At 38.2% G+C, this 18119-nt stretch carries 18 protein-coding genes; 10 read left to right on the top strand and 8 right to left on the bottom strand.

Annotated elements, in window-relative coordinates:
* Nucleotide 1: 1 nt before the first annotated feature.
* Complete coding sequence (locus WAA86_RS04580; protein ID WP_337299804.1) at nt 2-664, bottom strand: ABC transporter ATP-binding protein; 663 nt, start codon at nt 662-664, stop codon at nt 2-4.
* Between the two features lie 241 nt (nt 665-905).
* Here WAA86_RS04580 and msrA point away from each other — a divergent pair, with 241 nt between their 5' ends.
* The 7 genes from msrA (at nt 906) to WAA86_RS04545 (ending at nt 5843) form a co-directional block, all read left to right on the top strand.
* Nucleotides 906-1448, top strand: a complete 543-nt coding sequence (gene msrA / locus WAA86_RS04575) for a peptide-methionine (S)-S-oxide reductase MsrA (RefSeq protein WP_337299803.1) — start codon at nt 906-908, stop codon at nt 1446-1448.
* 15 nt (nt 1449-1463) lie between these two features.
* Nucleotides 1464-2063, top strand: a complete 600-nt coding sequence (folE, locus tag WAA86_RS04570; protein WP_337299802.1) for a GTP cyclohydrolase I FolE — start codon at nt 1464-1466, stop codon at nt 2061-2063.
* Nucleotides 2064-2113: 50 nt separating this feature from the next.
* On the top strand, nt 2114-2413 hold the full coding sequence (locus tag WAA86_RS04565) for a hypothetical protein (RefSeq protein ID WP_337299801.1): 300 nt from the start codon (nt 2114-2116) through the stop codon (nt 2411-2413).
* A gap of 126 nt (nt 2414-2539) precedes the next feature.
* Nucleotides 2540-3103, top strand: coding sequence for a class I SAM-dependent methyltransferase (locus WAA86_RS04560; RefSeq protein ID WP_337299800.1), 564 nt, complete (start codon nt 2540-2542; stop codon nt 3101-3103).
* A 97-nt stretch (nt 3104-3200) separates the two neighbouring features.
* Nucleotides 3201-4421, top strand: a complete 1221-nt coding sequence (locus WAA86_RS04555) for a sulfite oxidase (protein ID WP_337299799.1) — start codon at nt 3201-3203, stop codon at nt 4419-4421.
* A gap of 5 nt (nt 4422-4426) precedes the next feature.
* The gene (locus WAA86_RS04550; protein WP_337299798.1) at nt 4427-4897 is read left to right on the top strand and encodes a monoheme cytochrome C; all 471 of its coding nucleotides are present in this window, start codon (nt 4427-4429) and stop codon (nt 4895-4897) included.
* 67 nt (nt 4898-4964) lie between these two features.
* Entirely contained in the window at nt 4965-5843 is an 879-nt protein-coding gene (locus WAA86_RS04545) for a sterol desaturase family protein (protein ID WP_337299797.1), read from the top strand.
* A 285-nt stretch (nt 5844-6128) separates the two neighbouring features.
* Here the strand turns inward: WAA86_RS04545 and WAA86_RS04540 are convergent, their stop codons facing one another.
* The 5 genes from WAA86_RS04540 to WAA86_RS04520 form a co-directional block, all read right to left on the bottom strand.
* Nucleotides 6129-6446 (bottom strand): DUF6787 family protein, encoded by a 318-nt coding sequence (locus WAA86_RS04540; RefSeq protein ID WP_337299974.1) that lies wholly within the window; start codon nt 6444-6446, stop codon nt 6129-6131.
* A gap of 35 nt (nt 6447-6481) precedes the next feature.
* The gene (locus tag WAA86_RS04535) at nt 6482-6943 is read right to left on the bottom strand and encodes a DUF6146 family protein (RefSeq protein ID WP_337299796.1); all 462 of its coding nucleotides are present in this window, start codon (nt 6941-6943) and stop codon (nt 6482-6484) included.
* Between the two features lie 107 nt (nt 6944-7050).
* Nucleotides 7051-8001: a D-2-hydroxyacid dehydrogenase gene (locus WAA86_RS04530; RefSeq protein WP_337299973.1), complete on the bottom strand. Its 951-nt coding sequence runs from the start codon at nt 7999-8001 to the stop codon at nt 7051-7053.
* A gap of 38 nt (nt 8002-8039) precedes the next feature.
* Nucleotides 8040-9104 carry a 3-phosphoserine/phosphohydroxythreonine transaminase gene (serC, locus tag WAA86_RS04525; protein WP_337299795.1) on the bottom strand — a complete coding sequence of 355 codons (1065 nt, stop codon included), beginning with the start codon at nt 9102-9104 and terminating at the stop codon, nt 8040-8042.
* 69 nt (nt 9105-9173) lie between these two features.
* Complete coding sequence (locus WAA86_RS04520) at nt 9174-10235, bottom strand: acyl-CoA reductase (protein ID WP_337299794.1); 1062 nt, start codon at nt 10233-10235, stop codon at nt 9174-9176.
* 66 nt (nt 10236-10301) lie between these two features.
* On the opposite strand from WAA86_RS04520, the gene WAA86_RS04515 reads away from it, so the two are divergent.
* The gene (locus tag WAA86_RS04515) at nt 10302-10652 is read left to right on the top strand and encodes a 4Fe-4S dicluster domain-containing protein (RefSeq protein WP_337299793.1); all 351 of its coding nucleotides are present in this window, start codon (nt 10302-10304) and stop codon (nt 10650-10652) included.
* A 50-nt stretch (nt 10653-10702) separates the two neighbouring features.
* On the opposite strand, the gene WAA86_RS04510 is transcribed toward WAA86_RS04515, so the two are convergent.
* Entirely contained in the window at nt 10703-11446 is a 744-nt protein-coding gene (locus tag WAA86_RS04510; RefSeq protein ID WP_337299792.1) for a class I SAM-dependent DNA methyltransferase, read from the bottom strand.
* 58 nt (nt 11447-11504) lie between these two features.
* Nucleotides 11505-14462, bottom strand: coding sequence for a TonB-dependent receptor (locus WAA86_RS04505; RefSeq protein WP_337299791.1), 2958 nt, complete (start codon nt 14460-14462; stop codon nt 11505-11507).
* 380 nt (nt 14463-14842) lie between these two features.
* Between WAA86_RS04505 and ychF the strand changes: the two genes are divergently transcribed.
* Entirely contained in the window at nt 14843-15937 is a 1095-nt protein-coding gene (gene ychF / locus WAA86_RS04500; protein WP_337299790.1) for a redox-regulated ATPase YchF, read from the top strand.
* A 309-nt stretch (nt 15938-16246) separates the two neighbouring features.
* The gene (locus WAA86_RS04495) at nt 16247-18100 is read left to right on the top strand and encodes a DNA topoisomerase IV subunit B (RefSeq protein ID WP_337299789.1); all 1854 of its coding nucleotides are present in this window, start codon (nt 16247-16249) and stop codon (nt 18098-18100) included.
* Nucleotides 18101-18119 lie beyond the last annotated feature (19 nt).

Here is an 18119-nt window from a genome sequence, read left to right as displayed (position 1 = left end):
CCTAGGTGGTAATGAGTCCGTCTACCATAACCAATTTTCTATCGGCCATCTCCGCCAGTTCTTCGTTGTGGGTCACTATGACAAAGGTTTGTCCGAACTGCTCCCTTAATTTAAAGAAAAGCTGATGTAGGTTGTCAGCACTCTCAGAATCCAAATTACCACTGGGTTCATCTGCGAAGATTATGGAAGGGTTGTTTACCAAGGCCCTGGCAACAGCTACCCGTTGTTGTTCACCTCCTGACAGTTCACTTGGTTTATGGTGATATCTATGGGATAGGCCCAAAAAATCCAATAATTCCTTAGCCCTTATTTCAGCTTGGTCTTTAGGCGTTTTTTTTATGAAAGCAGGGATGCACACATTTTCCAAAGCGGTAAATTCTGGAAGCAGTTGATGGAATTGAAAAATAAAACCAATGTGCTCATTTCTGAATTTGGCCAAAGCCTTGTCGTTTAATGTGGTTACACTGGTCTGATTAATAAGCAACTCACTGTCCTTTTTATTGGTCTGGTTATCCAGAGTGCCCAATATTTGCAACAAGGTTGTTTTTCCTGCACCCGAAGCCCCAACGATGGAAACAACTTCTCCCTTTTTTATATGCAGGTCAACCCCTTTTAGCACTTGGAGTTCGCCATAATATTTTTGGATATTGGTAGCCTTGATCATGAGTTTATTTTGAGGGGTTGAAAGTAATCATAAAGCCCAAGAATACAAAATAATGGCTTGCTGTTAGATACCCAATAATGTTTTAAATATAGGAAAGGAAGCGGGATTAAGAACGACTTAGAGATGGTGTAGATGAACTAGTTTTAAAAATTAAGAACGATTTATCATTTAATTTGGGGGATAGAAGAAATAAATGAATAAATTTGTTCAACGTTTATCTAAAAATGATAAACATTTAAATATGAATGAATCCAATTACGATATCGCAATCCTGGCAGGTGGATGTTTCTGGTGCACCGAAGCTGTTTTTCAACGGTTAAGGGGGGTAAAGGAAGTAATCCCGGGTTATACTGGAGGCAATATTAAAAATCCAGCCTACAGGGAAATTTGTACCGGCCGAACGGGACATGCGGAAGGGATAAAGATTATTTATGATCCTGGGGAGATTGACTATCAAACGTTATTAGAGGTATTTTTTGCCACGCACGATCCCACAACCTTAAACCGTCAGGGAAACGATGTAGGTACCCAATATAGGAGTGAGATTTTTTATCAAAATGAAAACCAGAGATTAATTGCCGAGCAGTTTATCAGGGAACTTGATCTCAATAATATTTTCGATCGTCCAATAGTAACAGCATTGTCAGAGGCCAAACCTTTTTATCTTGCAGAAGAAGAACACATCAACTACTATAATGACCATAGGAACCAAGGATATTGCCAAGTGATCATAGATCCAAAAATCAAAAAATTAGAAAAGTATTACAGCAACAAACTATATTAATAATATCTACATAATATGTCGCCATACAAAAGTTTAGAAGAGTACAATTTTGAAATAACTGCAGAAGTTAGGAATAGGTACTCCCGCATCATTGAAGAAATAGGTGAGGATGTCAATCGTGAGGGATTGGAAAAAACACCTGAAAGGGCTGCCAAGGCCATGCTGTTTTTAACACAGGGATACAAGCAAGATGCCGAGGAAATATTGATGGGCGCTATGTTCAAGGAAGATTACGACGATATGGTAATCATTAAGGATATTGAGCTTTATTCTCTTTGTGAGCACCATATGCTACCATTTTTTGGAAAGGCACATATCGCATACATTCCCAACGGACACATTGTTGGTCTGAGCAAAATTCCCCGCGTAGTTGATGTATTTGCCAGAAGACTACAGGTCCAAGAACGTTTGACACATGATATATTGGAGTGCCTTAATAACACTCTAAAGCCAAAAGGAGTTGCAGTGGTGATAGAAGCTTCCCATATGTGTATGATGATGAGAGGGGTACAAAAACAGAATTCAGTGACTACAACTTCCGGATTTAGGGGTCAATTTGAAAAACAGGAAACTAGAAATGAGTTCCTTAAATTGATCAGTAGTAAATTGTCATAAGTATTTGGTACTTTTATTGATACACACAATCAATAAACAGTATTATAAGTATGTCAAATATCGATCAACATAAATATAGAAACCTTTTTCTTGGCCTTTTGTTCGATGCCATGGGAATGGTTTCTTTTTTGATTCCTGGAATAGGGGAGTTCTCGGATGTTATATGGGCCCCTATCTCGGCATGGCTGATGACTAGGTTATATAAAGGTAAAATTGGGCAGGCTGCGGGAGTAGTTTCATTTATTGAAGAACTTGTGCCAGGGCTTGACTTTATCCCCACCTTTACCTTGATGTGGTTTTATAATTATGTCATCAAAGCATCGGGAAAGCGGAAAACCATAGAGGTATAATTTTTAAAAACCTTAATTTTAAAGACCCATTGCTCAATAAATTGAGATTGGGTCTTTTTTATTTCCTTTTAACGCAGCTTTATCAACACCATGAACCACATAAATCTAAATAAAATTCTGGGTAACATGGATATTTACCTCTTGGACCAAATCGTAAAAGGTAGGTATCAGCAACATGACAAAATATTGGATGCCGGGAGTGGAACGGGAAGAAATATCCACTGGTTTTACTACAATCGATACAATATTTGGGCTATTGATAGGGAAGTGGAACAAATTGAATTTATAAAACAGCTATATCCAAATTTAGGTATGCAGTTCACTGTATCAGAAATGGATAGTACACCTTATTTGAACGATGAGTTTGATCATATAGTATGTAATGCAGTACTGCATTTTGCCAAGGATGAAAACCATTTTTTGGGCATGTTGGCTGAGATGGTCAGGATCTTAAAAGTTGCTGGAAGTATTTTTATTAGAATGGCCTCCAATATAGGACTGGAGAAAATTGCCGTTCACCAGGAGAGTGGTATATATGCCATTCCTGACGGTACACAACGCTTTTTGTTGACCAGGCAACTTATAGAATTGATTTTGGATGATTTTAGTTTAACGCTACTGGAACCCATTAAAACAACCAATGACCAGGATACGCGTTGTATGACAACTCTTGTACTTCAAAAGAATTGAGAAGAATGGTTAATGAAGGGGAATTGGCCGGGTTCATTTGTTTAGGAATTCATTAAATTTATTCCTTTGCTTCAGTACAATAGCTTTTTACAGAATTATGAAGAGAAGAAATTTTTTAGGTAAGGTGGCCCTGGGAACCATGTCCGGTATCATAGGATCTGAAATAGTGTTTGGAGCTTCTATTCCTATGGATTACTTACCCATTGCCTTACAGGAGAATGATCCTTTTAAAATGTTCTCCAAGGATGGCGAAATGGTAGTCTTAAATGACAAGCCTTGGAATATGGAGGCCAAGGCCCATTTATTGGATGACAAGATAACTCCCAATAAATCCATGTTCATCAGGAATAACGGATTGATTCCTGAAAAAATAGATGTGCAAAACTGGAGCCTTACTATTGATGGGGAATCGGTAAAACAAAACAAAACCTATAGTTTGGCCGAACTCAAAACAAAGTTTAAAAGGTATACCTATCAATTGACCCTTGAATGTGGAGGTAATGGACGAAGTGAATTTGATCCGCCGGCAAAGGGCAACCAATGGACCATAGGAGCAGTTTCATGTGCCAGCTGGACCGGTATAAGGTTAAAGGACGTGTTGGCGGATGTAGGAATTAAAGAAGATGCTATTTATATAGGTTACCACGGAACGGATCTTCACCTGACCAGAGACCCAAAAAAAGAGCCTATTTCTAGGGGTGTGCCCATGTACAAGGCCTTAATGGATGAAACGCTGTTGGCATTTCAGATGAACGGAAAGGAGATACCTCTAGCACACGGATATCCATTGCGATTGGTAGCAGGGGGCTGGCCAGCTTCTGTTTCTGGAAAATGGATCAATAGAATCAGCGTACGGAACAAAGAGCACGACGGTGAAAAAATGACGGGATCTTCCTATCGGGTGCCCAGGAATCCTGTAGCTCCTGGTGAAGTTGTTAAAGAATCCGATATGGTTATTATAGAATCCATGCCTGTAAAATCACTCATTACCTTCCCAAAATCGGGAGCCATGTTAAACTTGGGTACCAAATTAAACATAAGAGGACACGCTTGGGCCGGAGAATTGGAGGTGGCCAAAGTGATGTACTCCATTGATTTTGGCGCTACATGGAGAAACTGTCAGCTCCAAAGTCCTGCAAACCGATTGGCATGGCAGCATTTTTCTGCGGGGATCCTATTTCCAAAAAAAGGATATTATGAGGTGTGGGCAAAAGCAATGGATAGCCGTGGAACGGCACAGCCAATGTTGGTTCCAGGTTGGAATCCAAAGGGATATTTAAATAATGCCTGTCATAGAATAGCGGTCAAAGTATTATAAACAAAATGAACGAATCACAAAAAAACAGCCCTAAGAAAGAAAGGCGAAAGAGACTGTTGATAAGGGGATTTTTAATGATGGTGGTCCTGCTTTCTGTGTTCTTTTATTATTATGATGAAAGCGGTTTGTCATTATCCAATACTTCTGATAACGAGGTGGAGTATTTTGATATAGAGGAAGATACGGAAAGGATAGAAAAAGGGATTCATTTGCGAACAGGTTTTGTTGATGCGGTCGGAATGCAAGAGGTCATTAACAACTGCACTAATTGCCACTCCGCTAAATTGGTCACCCAAAACCGTATGAGCAAAGAAGGATGGATAGCTACTATTCGTTGGATGCAAAAGACCCAGAACTTGTGGGATCTAGGGGATAATGAAAGTATTATTGTAGATTATCTGGCAGAGCACTATGGTCCAATCAACAAAGGAAGGCGAGAAGGTTTAAAGAATATAGATTGGTATACATTGAAATAGTGACCTCCTGATGTAAGGAGAAGTACTATTTTACTACTTAGTTATCAGTAAAACAAGCAGTTTTATTTTGGAAAAATACGCAGAAGCATTTATAAATTCCCTATTTGGCACACTACAATGGACATGGAAGTCCATCGTATTTGAAGTCCCTTGGTACAATAACTATTTTTGGGGACTTATCGCGATCTCCTTATTGGTTTGGGGATTGGAAATTCTTTACCCTTGGCGAAAGTACCAATCGATATTTAGAAAAGATTTTTGGTTGGACGGTTTCTATATGTTCTTCAATTTTTTCATTTTCGCAATAGTGATCAGCGGGTTTTACAAACTATTGGATGTTTTTTTCAAAGAGATTGGGGTTACCGCTGACAGTTTGGCTATTATGGATTTGAGCCGCTTACCCATGGTTTTTCAGTTATTGATATTTTTTGTGGTCTTGGATTTTGTACAATGGTTTACACATATACTTCTCCACAGATATGAGTTTTTATGGAAATTTCACAAAGTCCACCATTCCGTAAAGGAAATGGGGTTTGCTGCCCATTTAAGATATCACTGGATGGAAAATGTGCTATATAAGCCACTAAAGACCTTTGGTGTTATGATTTTAGGGGGATTTGAGCCGGAACAGGCCTACATAGTCCATTTCTTTGCCATTGCTATAGGTCACTTCAATCATTCCAATATTAAGATTACATGGGGTCCGCTAAAATATCTCCTAAATAATCCTGTCATGCACCTCTACCATCACGCATACAACTTGCCCAAAGGTACTTATGGTGTAAATTTCGGAATTAGTCTAAGTGTATGGGACTACATTTTTAAAACAAACTATATTCCTGAAGATAGTGGAGATATACAGCTGGGATTTAAAGGCGATGAGAATTTTCCTAAAAACTTTTTGGGGCAGAATACCTATGGTTTTGGAAATTCCAAGAATAAATAAGTACTAAGTATTGGTTTTTTTAATGGTGACAGGTCAAGACCCAGACTAATTTTTACTATTGCAATAGATTTTTTTATGGTTTGATAATAACTAAAGTATTAGACCAATGTTTCGTTTCCCTTCTAATGTGTCTTTTTCCTGATTAATCTTGGTCTACGGGGTGCCGATGCGAGTTTTCAGATGATAACAGCGGGTTATTAAGGATAAAATTTAATTGACCTTATAAGGGTTTCCAGGGCAAAAAAATTGGAAATCAAGTGGAAGGGATGATAAAAAAAATGAAAATTATTTAAACAGGAATCCTAAACCCAATCTTCCCAACATTTTCTTTTCAAAATTCCAGAAAAATTTGAACTGACCAAATAACCAACCGAACATAACGAGCAATACTTGATAAATTGGAAATATAATAAGAATTCTGGTCGTCCAGTATAAGAAGGAGTAAAGGCCACTTTCTGGGAATATAGCTCTAGTAAATCCTATGGATTCCAATAAGGGGCGAGCTATTTTTACGGAACTGGAACCGGTAAGGGCAAATACCAATAAAATAATGACGATTTCGAAGTTGGAATCTATGTCCCAACGTTCCTTTAGTTTCTTCATATCCTCTTTTAAATTCTCGGGCAAAGATAATGTTTTTAAATTCTAGGAACAAAAGGACCTAAACGTTGGTTGTATTTGCGCTGAAAATAGATGAAATAATTATACAATTGATAATTTACCTCATAGCCATAATCAATAAATGGATCATAGTTGATTTGAAGTTCATATAAATTGGGACCAAAACGTTGTGGTTGTAATACCCTGGCATTCCACTCCCTTACATAAATATCATTTCTAGTTTCCAAAAAAGACTGGGAGTAATATTGTCTGGGTCTTGCTATAGACCGTAACCAGAAGTTGAAACCAGGTTCTATGATAATGATATCGTATTCCAAACTATCATTGGCAATATTTATGGTGTCACCAATTTTTTGATCAAAGGCCATTTTTTCCTGATCGGTGACATTCAATGCCTGTTTATTAGAGGTGCAACTGCCAATACATACCATCATAACCATGAAGATTATAGTGATTCTTAGAAATGGTTTAATTTTCATAATGCCTTTTTTTTCACTTCTTAAATTACAAAAAAACCATCTGGCTGTACAGATGGTTTTGTTAAATTCTTCTTAGAAGTTAATATATGGGTGTTATATTTTCTGGGCTATTTGGTCATTCCAACAATTAAATGGGCCAATTCTATTCCAATTCTTTCTTGGGCCTCCACAGTACTGCCTCCAATATGTGGGGTTAAAGATATTTGTGGATGCATCAGAATCCTTATTTCTGGATTGGGCTCAGATTCGTATACATCCAATCCAGCGAAAAGCACTTTTCCATTTTCCAAAGCATCAACCAGGGCCACTTCATCTATGACCCCTCCACGGGCAGTATTTACAATTCCAACCCCGTCTTTCATCAGATCAAATTCCTTTTTTCCAATAGCGTACTGTTTTTTTGCGGGTACATGCATGGTTAAAAAGTCCGAAGTCTTTAAGAGATCTTCCATAGATTTGTTCTTTAAAACAAAGGAAATGGTTTGTCCGTCGAAGAAGGGAACTGTTATGGTGGTTTCTTCCCTATGATGGTCGTGATATTGAATTTTCATTCCGATCCCCAAAGCAATTTTGGCAGTAGCCTGACCAATTTTTCCGAAACCAAGAATACCCAAGGTTTTTCCTTTCAGTTCGAGTCCTTTGGAATAGGCTTTTTTAAGGCTATTGAACTTGCTATCGCCTTCCAATGGCATATTTCTATTGGAATCGTGCATAAAGCGTACACCTCCATATAAATGGGCAAAGACCAGTTCTGCAACAGAATCAGCGGATGCCTCTGGGGTATTGATGACTTTGATGCCTTTTTGTTTTGCGTATTCAACCTCAATATTGTCCATGCCAACACCGGCTCTCCCAATAATTTTTAGAGTTGGACACTCGTCAATGACTTTTTTATCCACTGTTGTGGCACTTCTGACCAAAAGTATAGCTATATTATTTTTATTGATAAAATGGATCAATTGCTCTTGTGCAACTTTGGTCGTATTGACATCAAAACCTGCCTCTTCCAGAATTTTTATTCCACTTTGTGATATTCTATCGTTCACCAAAATATTCATGCTCATCTATCTTGAATAAAAGTTTAGTTCTACAGCAATTATGCTTTTCTTTCCAATTCGCTCATAACATCCACCAATACGCCTACACTTTCCAAGGATAGGGCGTTATACATGGAGGCGCGATATCCTCCAACGGATCTGTGCCCACTTAGGCCATTGATTCCCGCCTCTTTCCACATGGCATCAAAAGTACCCTGAAGTTTGTCATCGGTAAGATTAAAGGTGGCGTTCATGACAGATCGGTCTTCTTGAACAGCATATCCTTTGAACAACGGATTTAAATCTATTTCCGAATACAATAGCTGCGCCTTTTTATTGTTGATCTCTTCAATGGCTGGTATTCCACCTAAATTTTTCAACCACTCCAAGGTCAACATGGAAACATATACCGGAAAAACCGATGGAGTATTGAACATGCTTTCCTTCGAAATATGAATTTGATAATCCATCATGGAAGGGATTTTTCGACTTACTTTTCCTAAAATGGACTCTTTGACCACCACTAAAGTAGCCCCGGCCGGACCCATATTTTTTTGCGCACCGGCATAGATCAGATCAAACTTTGAAAAGTCGAGTTGTCTGGAAAATATATCCGAGCTCATATCGCATACCAAAGGAACATTGACCTTTGGAAAACTTTTAATCTGTGTCCCATAAATGGTGTTATTGGAGGTAAGGTGCAGGTAGTCCAGGTCATTGGGCACCCCGTACATCTTTGGGATATGATTATAACCTTCCGCCTTTGACGAACCCACCTCGAGGACCTCCCCGAATAATTTAGCTTCTTTAATGGCCTTATCGCTCCAAGTTCCGGTATTTAGATAGCCGGCTTTTTTTTCCAATAAGTTATAAGCCGTCATTAAAAACTGAAGGCTTGCGCCCCCTTGTAAAAAAAGGGCTTTGTATCCTTTGTTTTCAAGTCCCAAAAGCTCCAAGGCCAGAGCCTGGGCCTTGTCCATTACAGCTACAAAATCTTTACTTCGATGGGATATCTCAATGAGGGAAAGTCCCAATCCGTTAAAATCCTGAATAGCCTCGGCGGATTTGAGTATTACTTCCTGGGGAAGGACACATGGTCCTGCGCTAAAATTATGTTTTTTCATGGGTGGTGAAATGTTTAAATGGTAAAGTTCTTTATTTAAGATGAAAGAAAAGACTTTAATCTTCTAATTTTATGCATTTATTAAAAATTCCATGGTATCAACACCATCGGCATAATCAGATAAACTTGGGTTTTGGGTCTGTCCGAAGGATATTTCATTATCCATGATCCCTTTGCCAACAACACATTGTATTTTTTCCTGTTCGGCTCGCAGTTTGGACGCCAAGGCTTCCAAAGTATCGTAATATTCATAAAATACGGTAGCAATAGGAGAGGAGTAACTTTGGTCTTCTTTCAGCATTAAAAATCCATTATCGAGCAGTTTGAATTCACTCATTAAATAGACTGCCTTGTTGTAATCATAATTATTGGAATACTTTATCTGATTGATTATGGGATTATAGGGATATATGGATTCAAAAAAAGTATTGAAATTATAATCTTTGGGTACAAATAGTTTTGAAACACTCCTGCAACCAAGACCATAGTATCTAAAAATATCTTCACCCAAAGCTTGTAGATCTTCATTGGTTTCTGCTCCGGTAAGAACGGCAAGTGAATTTCTATTTCTTCTAATGATGTTAGGTTTGTTCCCAAAATAATGTTCAAAATAGCGTGCCGTGTTGTCACTTCCCGTGGCTATGACCACGTCAAAATCTTCCAGCGTTCCTTCGGTTACTTTAATCTGCTCTTTCAGGGAAGGGGCCGTATGGGTTATATATTTAATGACAAAAGGGAGCAAAATATTATCGTTGGAGGATAATTTTATCAATGCCTTGTTACCGGTCAGCATAGTGACCATAAAATCGTGAAAGCCAACAAGTGGAATATTGCCAGCCATGATCAATGCGACAGTTTTGGGTGTGTTTTGTTTGATATCATATCCCGACACCCAATGGGCAAGGTTTTTATGGGTTAAGAGATTGCCCCACTTTTCAAAACAAAACAATATATTTTCCTTAATGAACCATCCATTTTTATGTCCCGCCAAATCGATGGTTTTATCCATTTCCATAAACCAAACGTTGTCAGTTTCTTGATATTGATCGTTATTATTGGAAAATTCACAAAACTCTCGGAATAAATCACCAAGTTTAACAAATGCTTCTAATCTCAGTTCAAGCTCAGTCATTATATTTGTATAGTGTTTTAATAGGTTTTACCTTTGTGCAAAAGTAAGCAATAGAAAAAGAAATATATGGCAATTATAATAACTGATGAGTGTATAAATTGTGGGGCATGTGAACCAGAATGTCCAAATACCGCAATTTACGAAGGTGCAGATGATTGGAGATATAGCGATGGGACTTCTTTGTCCGGTAAGGTTGTACTGCCAAGTGGTTCGGAAGTTGACGCTGATGAAGTGCAAGAGCCTATAAGTGACGAAATTTATTATATAGCACCTGATAAGTGTACAGAGTGCATGGGCTTTCATGAAGAGCCACAGTGTGCCGCGGTTTGTCCAGTGGACTGCTGTGTTCCCGATGACAGCCATGTAGAATCCGAAGAGGAATTACTGGCAAAACAGCGTTTTATGCACCCAGAATAAGTTCCCAACGAATAAGATTAAAAGAGCCCGATTGTATTATCGGGCTTTTTTTATTCCATTTTTATAGCCAAGACTACAAAGGTATCAAAGGCATAAGTAGTGCGTTCAAATATAGAAAGGACCTCATATCCAGCTTTATTGAGTGCAGTGGTTATTTCGGCCATTGTAAATACCTTGAAGGTAACCTTATCTTTTCCTAGAAATTGAGTGTTTGGATCTTTTTGTAAATAATAAGATGATTTCCAATGTATTATTGTGTTATCGTTAGGATCTGAATGCCATTTTGAGGTTCTGAAATAATAGTTGTTTTCTACCTTAGACTTGTGGGTTACCGATGGGTTCTTTCGTACATAGGGGATGAACTTGTCAGCATCGATACAATCAAAAATTAAATATCCTCTTGGGTTGAGGGCCCTATGAACACTTTTTAAAGTGTCTTGAAAATCTTGATTGGATAGTAAATAGCTAGTAGATCTGCCGGTTATCAGGGCAGCATCATATTTTTGATCCAATGAGAAATTTCGCATATCTCCTTGCATAAAATTGCCGGCAGGGAATTTTTCCTTTGCAATGGCAAGCATATGTTCACTAAAATCCAAACCGAGATATTCATGAAAGCTTTTACTGAATCTCTTCGCTAAATTCCCTGTTCCGCATCCCAATTCTAAGATGGATTTTACATTTCTCGATAAACAGAGGTTCGCATATAATTCAAATTCAGCTTCATAATCAATAAATCCTTGATAGATCTTATCGAATATCTTTGATAATCCAGGACCGTACAAATTGCTCATAGGCTCAAAAAAAAAAGCTACCTAAAAATAGGTAGCTTTTATAATTAATTTAGTTTTTTTAGAAACTATAATTTATAGAAAAGTTCAACATAGTTCCCAATTGACTGAAGTGGTATCCATCATAGGTCATTTGAGAGTAACGTTGGTTAAACGTAATCAAGTTTGAATTGTTTTGAAGTTGGGTAAGTCCAAATGCATCAACAGAAGTATCATCTATAATCGCCTGTCCTGCAGCATTCTCTGCCTTAAAGGACCATTCTGGCAATATGTTAAATATATTATTGATATTTAATGCTAAAGTTAATTTGTCTGTTGCGCTAAAATTAACACCTAAATCTGTCACGATTTTTGGTGTAAATTCGGTTCTCAAATTACTGTCCAGACCTTGTTGCTTAAATGTGGTCTTTCCAAAATAGGTGTTGTTCAAAGAGAATCCAAATTTGTTGATGTCGTAGTTAGCACCCAAGATCCATTTGGTTTGCGGTCTAGAAGTGAAAAACAAGGCTTCTTGAGTAGCATTTACTACGGATTGACCTGCATCTTCAACCAAAGTTGGGTTTTTAACATCTCCATCCCTTTCATTTTGGATGGTGTAGTTCCCTGCCAAATTGAAGCTCAACATACCTTCACCTATAATAATATTTCTGTAGTTCGCTACAAAATCAATACCTGATGTTCTTGTATCGATCGCGTTTACAAAGAAACTTACATCAGATAGATTATTATTTCTAAGTACGCCATCTAAAGCTGTTGTACCTATGTTATTACCGTTGTCATCAAATGCAGTACCCGTAATTTCTGTACTCAACACGATTCGATCTTTAACGGCAATATTGTAGTAATCCAATGTCACATTGAAGTTAGGGTTGATTTTTGTTCCCAAACCAATAGTAAAGTTGGTTGACTCTTCAGCATCCAATTGTGGAATTCCTAAAATGTTTGCTTGAGAGGATACATTGTTTACCAAACCTCCAACTTGGATACCTTGACCAGGTATAAAGCTGTATTGTGCTTTCTGAGTGTAGATCTGGTGCAGGGTAGGAGCTCTAAATCCTGTAGATAAGGATCCTCTTAAAGTAACCTTATCATCGGCAAACTTATACCTTGAACTTACTTTGTAAATGAAAGTATTTCCAAAATCAGAATAATTTTCAGTTCTCACAGTACCGCTTAACAAGAAGTCTTCGGTAACATCATAATCCAAACTGAAATAACCACCAAGGTTGTAACGGCTGAATTTTCCGGAATTCTCAGGACTGTTTCCTGCAAATGAATCGGCACCACCGCCGTCATATGATGCTAATCCACCTTCGATCACTTCAAAAGTCTCAGCTCTAAACTCGGCCCCAAAACCTATGCTCACTTTATCCGATAAAATTCTTGAAATATCAATGTTTCCTACATTATGACTAAATCTTGTTCCTCCAGGATCAAAAGAACGTGGACTGTTTTCTCTATATAATTGAGAACCTTGCGTAATTTCTACTCCCTCGCCTTGGTCAACTGTTCCATCTCCGTTTGCATCATATGCTGTTGTATCAACATTACCATCTCCATTAGTATCTACCCATGTGGATGGTGAAAACACGAAATTTCTATTGTGGGTGTTGTTTACTTTATAAGTCTGAGTGTTGCCACCAGTAGTAAAACTAAGGTCAATATTCCAATCGTCCTTAGTAGTACGGAATCCAATAGTTCCATTGTAGTCACTCAAATCCCCTTCGAAAGTAGGCACATATCCATCATATCCTCCTCCTGCTCCAGCATTATTTGGATTGTTGCCTGGAAAGAAATCTGCTAGATATGGAAAAGATTCAATTGTTCTCCAATACGGAGTTCTATAGTTCGCAAAACTGTTTACTTTTTTATAAACATAGGCCGCATTAGCATACATTTCGGTGTTATCACTAACATCAAAAGCTGTGTTTACCTCAAATTTCGCAGCCGCTGTTTCCGGAGATCCATTAATGTTTCCTGCATCAGGTTTCCTTCCCAAAAACTCATTCACAAATCCTTGTCCAGCGGAATTGGCAGCTATGATATCAGCAGCATTTGATTTTGGGTTTCCATTTTCATCATTAGGATTAACATATACAAAATCCAAAAATTCTCCAGTTGCGTTAACCGTACCTGGTCTATTGGATAAGTTTACTTTTGACAAATCAACAGTGTAGTTGATAAACCCTTTATCCTCACCAATGGTACTACCATTATTGACAGCAATACCAAACATTTCACCATCACCTTCAGAAGTAATTCCAGTTCTGATCGTTGCAGAACCTTCATCGGCATCATCTTTCAAGATGATGTTCATAACCCCAGCAATGGCATCGGATCCGTATTGTGCAGAAGCACCATCTCTTAGAATTTCTACCCTTTTGATTGCATCGGTAGGAATCCCTGAGATATCTGCACCTGTTTCACCACGACCCGGAGAGGTTTGGGTGTACAATAGGGCACTAAGGTTTTTTCTTTTACCGTTGATCAAAATCAAGGTTCTACTTGGTCCCATGTTCCTGATTTCATAAGGATCCAATAAAGAAGTTGCATCGTTTACCGGCGTTTGAACCGTGTTAAAAGATGGAATCCTGTATTGCAAGGCCTTATCAAAGGTCATTTGTCCAGTGGAGGTTAATTCCTTTGCTGGCAATACATCTACCGGTAGCGGAGAATCTGTATTACTTCGGGGAGCCGTTCTGGAACCAACTACGATAAATTCTTCCAGTTGCATTCCTTCTGCAAGCACTACATCAATTGTGGATCTTCCCGCCACTTTTATTTCTGTAGTGGCAAACCCAACATAACTAAAAACTAAAGTTGCATCATCTGCAACCGACATTTCAAAATTTCCATCAAAATTGGTAGATGTTCCATTACTTGTACCTTTTTCGACAATGTTTACTCCTGCAAGGGGCAAACCTGCTTCATCCTTAACTGTTCCACTAATGGAATTCTGTGCAAACGCAGTAGAAACTGACAGTAAAAGAAATGCTGTTAAAGCATTAAATAATCTCATATAGTTTATTTTTTGAGTTAATATGTTGCCGAAAATAATAAAAATATCGTGAATTAACATTTTTTTAGGAGAAATCGATTCGCCTCCATAACATTTTGACCAATTCTTATAGGAAGTTACAAACAATTATTACATAATAATATATACGATTATTTTCTAATTAAATCCTCATAACCCTTGTTTTTGTTGAGTTTATTAGTCCGTGGATATTTTTAACATGAATAAAGCCGCCAATAAATTCAATCGTTTTCGTGATTAAATTCACGATGACCATTTCTGGTCCATATCACCTTTACAAACAACCATAGTACAGTTTGCAAGTTTGATGGTTAAAAATTTGCTTTTTAAAACTATATTTGCACCCTCAAAATAATGAAAGAATGAAAGCAGGTATCGTAGGATTGCCAAACGTAGGTAAATCAACACTTTTCAATTGTTTGTCCAATGCAAAAGCACAAAGTGCCAATTTCCCTTTTTGTACTATAGAACCTAATATAGGTGTGGTCAATGTGCCAGATACAAGATTGGAAAAATTAGAATCCTTGGTCAATCCCGAGCGTGTAATGCCTGCAACAGTAGAGATTGTGGACATAGCAGGTTTGGTTAAAGGAGCTAGTAAGGGAGAAGGACTTGGCAACCAGTTTTTGGGAAATATCCGTGAGACCGATGCCATTCTTCATGTGCTCAGATGTTTTGACAACGACAATATTGTTCACGTAGATGGTTCCGTAAACCCTATCAGGGACAAGGAGACCATTGATATGGAGCTACAATTAAAGGATCTGGAAACGGTAGACAAAAAGCTCGAAAAGGTAAAACGTGCTGCCAAGACGGGAAACAAAGATGCTCAAAAAGAGGAGGCAGTTCTTTTGAAAATTAAACAAGGCTTAGAAGCAGGAATTTCCATTCGTGCAATTGAATTTAGTAAAGAGGACAGAAGTGAATTTGTGACACCATTACAATTCATAACAGACAAACCTGTAATGTATGTATGTAATGTAGGGGAAGAGGCCGCAGCTACCGGTAACAAATATGTAGAAATGGTCAAAGAAGCCGTAAAGGATGAAAATGCAGAAGTCATTTTCTTGGCGGTAGGAACAGAAGCAGACATTACGGAATTGGAAACCTATGAAGAGCGTCAGATGTTTTTGGAGGACCTAGGGCTTAAAGAACCTGGCTCAGCCAAATTGATTCGTGGTGCGTATAAATTATTGAATCTTGAAACCTATTTTACGGCAGGAGTCAAAGAAGTTAGGGCATGGACCATTCCTGTAGGGGCAACCGCGCCACAAGCCGCTGGTGTTATACATACAGATTTTGAAAAGGGATTTATCCGTGCCGAAGTGATTGCCTATGACGATTTTGTAAATTTTGGAAGTGAAGCCAAAGTAAAAGAGGCAGGTAAAATGAGAGTAGAGGGCAAAGAATACATCGTTAAAGATGGTGATGTAATGCACTTCCGTTTTAATGTGTAATTTATAGAACTAAAAGAATTTAGGGGTTTTTCCCTTTTTGTGCATTCAAATAATATCCCCTAGTGAGCTATATGCCGAGTAGAGCATTCTTTTCACTTGGGGTTTTTTTTATTATATTTTTGCTATATTATCGTTTAGGTCCTTCTGATAGTGGTGATTTTCTATTGCCGTTACAGAAATAGGAACCTTTAGAAGCACAAGCCATATCAACAATTGAATACTTGCTATTGTTAATTACTTTAACAGGTAGTGTTTTTATCTTTTTGGAACACTCCCTATATTAGCAACGCGCCTTAAACTACTGAATTAATGGAAAACACCCAATATACCGAAGATAATATACGTTCATTGGATTGGAAGGAGCATATCCGTATGCGTCCTGGTATGTATATTGGTAAATTGGGCGATGGTTCCTCTGCAGACGATGGTATCTATATACTACTAAAAGAAGTGTTGGATAACTGTATTGATGAGTTTGTGATGGGTGCAGGGAAGACCATTGATATCAGTATTAAGGACAATGTTGTCAGTGTCCGGGATTATGGTCGTGGTATTCCTTTGGGCAAAGTAGTTGATGTGGTTTCTAAAATGAATACTGGTGGTAAATATGACAGTAAGGCATTTAAGAAATCTGTAGGTCTAAATGGCGTTGGTACCAAGGCCGTGAATGCCCTTTCCACATTCTTCAAAGTTGAATCATCAAGGGAAAACCAATTAAAAACTGCCGAATTCCACCAAGGAAATTTAGTTTCCGAAGATGGGCCAGTAGATACATCCAAAAGAAAGGGAACCAAGGTTTCCTTTATACCCGATGAGGCCATCTTTAAAAAATATAAATATAGGAACGAGTATGTGGAGCGCATGCTCAAAAACTACGTATATCTCAATCCGGGGCTTACCATAGTTTTCAATGGGGAGAAATTCCATTCAGAAAACGGTTTGAAGGATCTTTTGGAAGATAACAACGCTGCGGATGATATGCTTTATCCAATTATCCATTTAAAAGGCGAGGATATTGAAGTTGCCATAACCCACAGTAAAACGCAATATAGCGAAGAATATCATTCCTTTGTAAATGGTCAGCATACTACCCAGGGAGGTACCCACCAATCTGCTTTTAGAGAGGCTGTTGCGAGAACAATTCGAGATTTTTACGGAAAAAACTACGATGCATCGGACATTAGAAAGTCCATTATATCAGCTATTGCCATCAAGGTGATGGAACCGGTCTTTGAAAGTCAGACCAAAACCAAATTGGGGTCAACTGACATGGGGGGCGATTTTCCCACCGTTAGAACATACATCAATGATTTTGTTGGTAAACAGCTGGATAATTACCTACATAAAAACCCGGATACCGCAGAGAAGCTGCAGCGAAAAATTATGCAGGCGGAACGGGAAAGAAAAGAACTTTCGGGGATTCGTAAACTAGCAAAGGATAGAGCTAAAAAAGCAAGTCTTCACAATAAGAAATTAAGGGATTGTAGGGTGCATCTTGGGGATATGAAAAACGAAAAGCGTTTGGAAAGCACCTTGTTTATTACCGAGGGTGACTCTGCATCAGGTTCTATCACCAAATCCAGGGATGTGAATACCCAAGCCGTTTTTAGTTTAAGGGGGAAACCTTTGAATTCTTATGGCATGACCAAAAAAATCGTTTATGAAAACGAGGAATTCAATTTACTACAGGCAGCCTTGAATATAGAGGAGTCCATGGAAGACCTCAGATACAACAACATTGTAATCGCTACAGATGCCGATGTCGACGGAATGCACATCCGACTCCTGTTGATTACCTTCTTTCTTCAATTTTTTCCGGAATTGATCAAGGAGAATCATCTTTATATTTTACAGACCCCTTTGTTTAGGGTAAGAAATAAAAAAGAAACCATTTACTGTTATAGTGAAGAAGAAAGAAAAAATGCTATTGAAAAGTTGACTGGAAAACCAGAGATCACCAGGTTTAAAGGTTTGGGGGAGATTTCTCCAGACGAATTCCAGCATTTCATTGGAGACGATATCCGTTTAGAGCCCGTAATGTTGGACAAAGCCATGTCCATAGAGCAATTGTTGGAATTCTATATGGGAAAAAACACGCCTGACCGCCAAAAATTTATCATAGAAAACCTTAAAGTTGAACTTGATCTAGTCAAGGAAAACTGATTATAAACCAAACTAATAC

The sequence above is a fragment of the Sediminicola sp. 1XM1-17 genome, from assembly GCF_037203765.1.
Lineage (GTDB): Bacteria > Bacteroidota > Bacteroidia > Flavobacteriales > Flavobacteriaceae > Sediminicola.
Note: the sequence above shows the minus strand (reverse complement) of the source record. Positions and strands in the feature narration are given on the sequence as shown.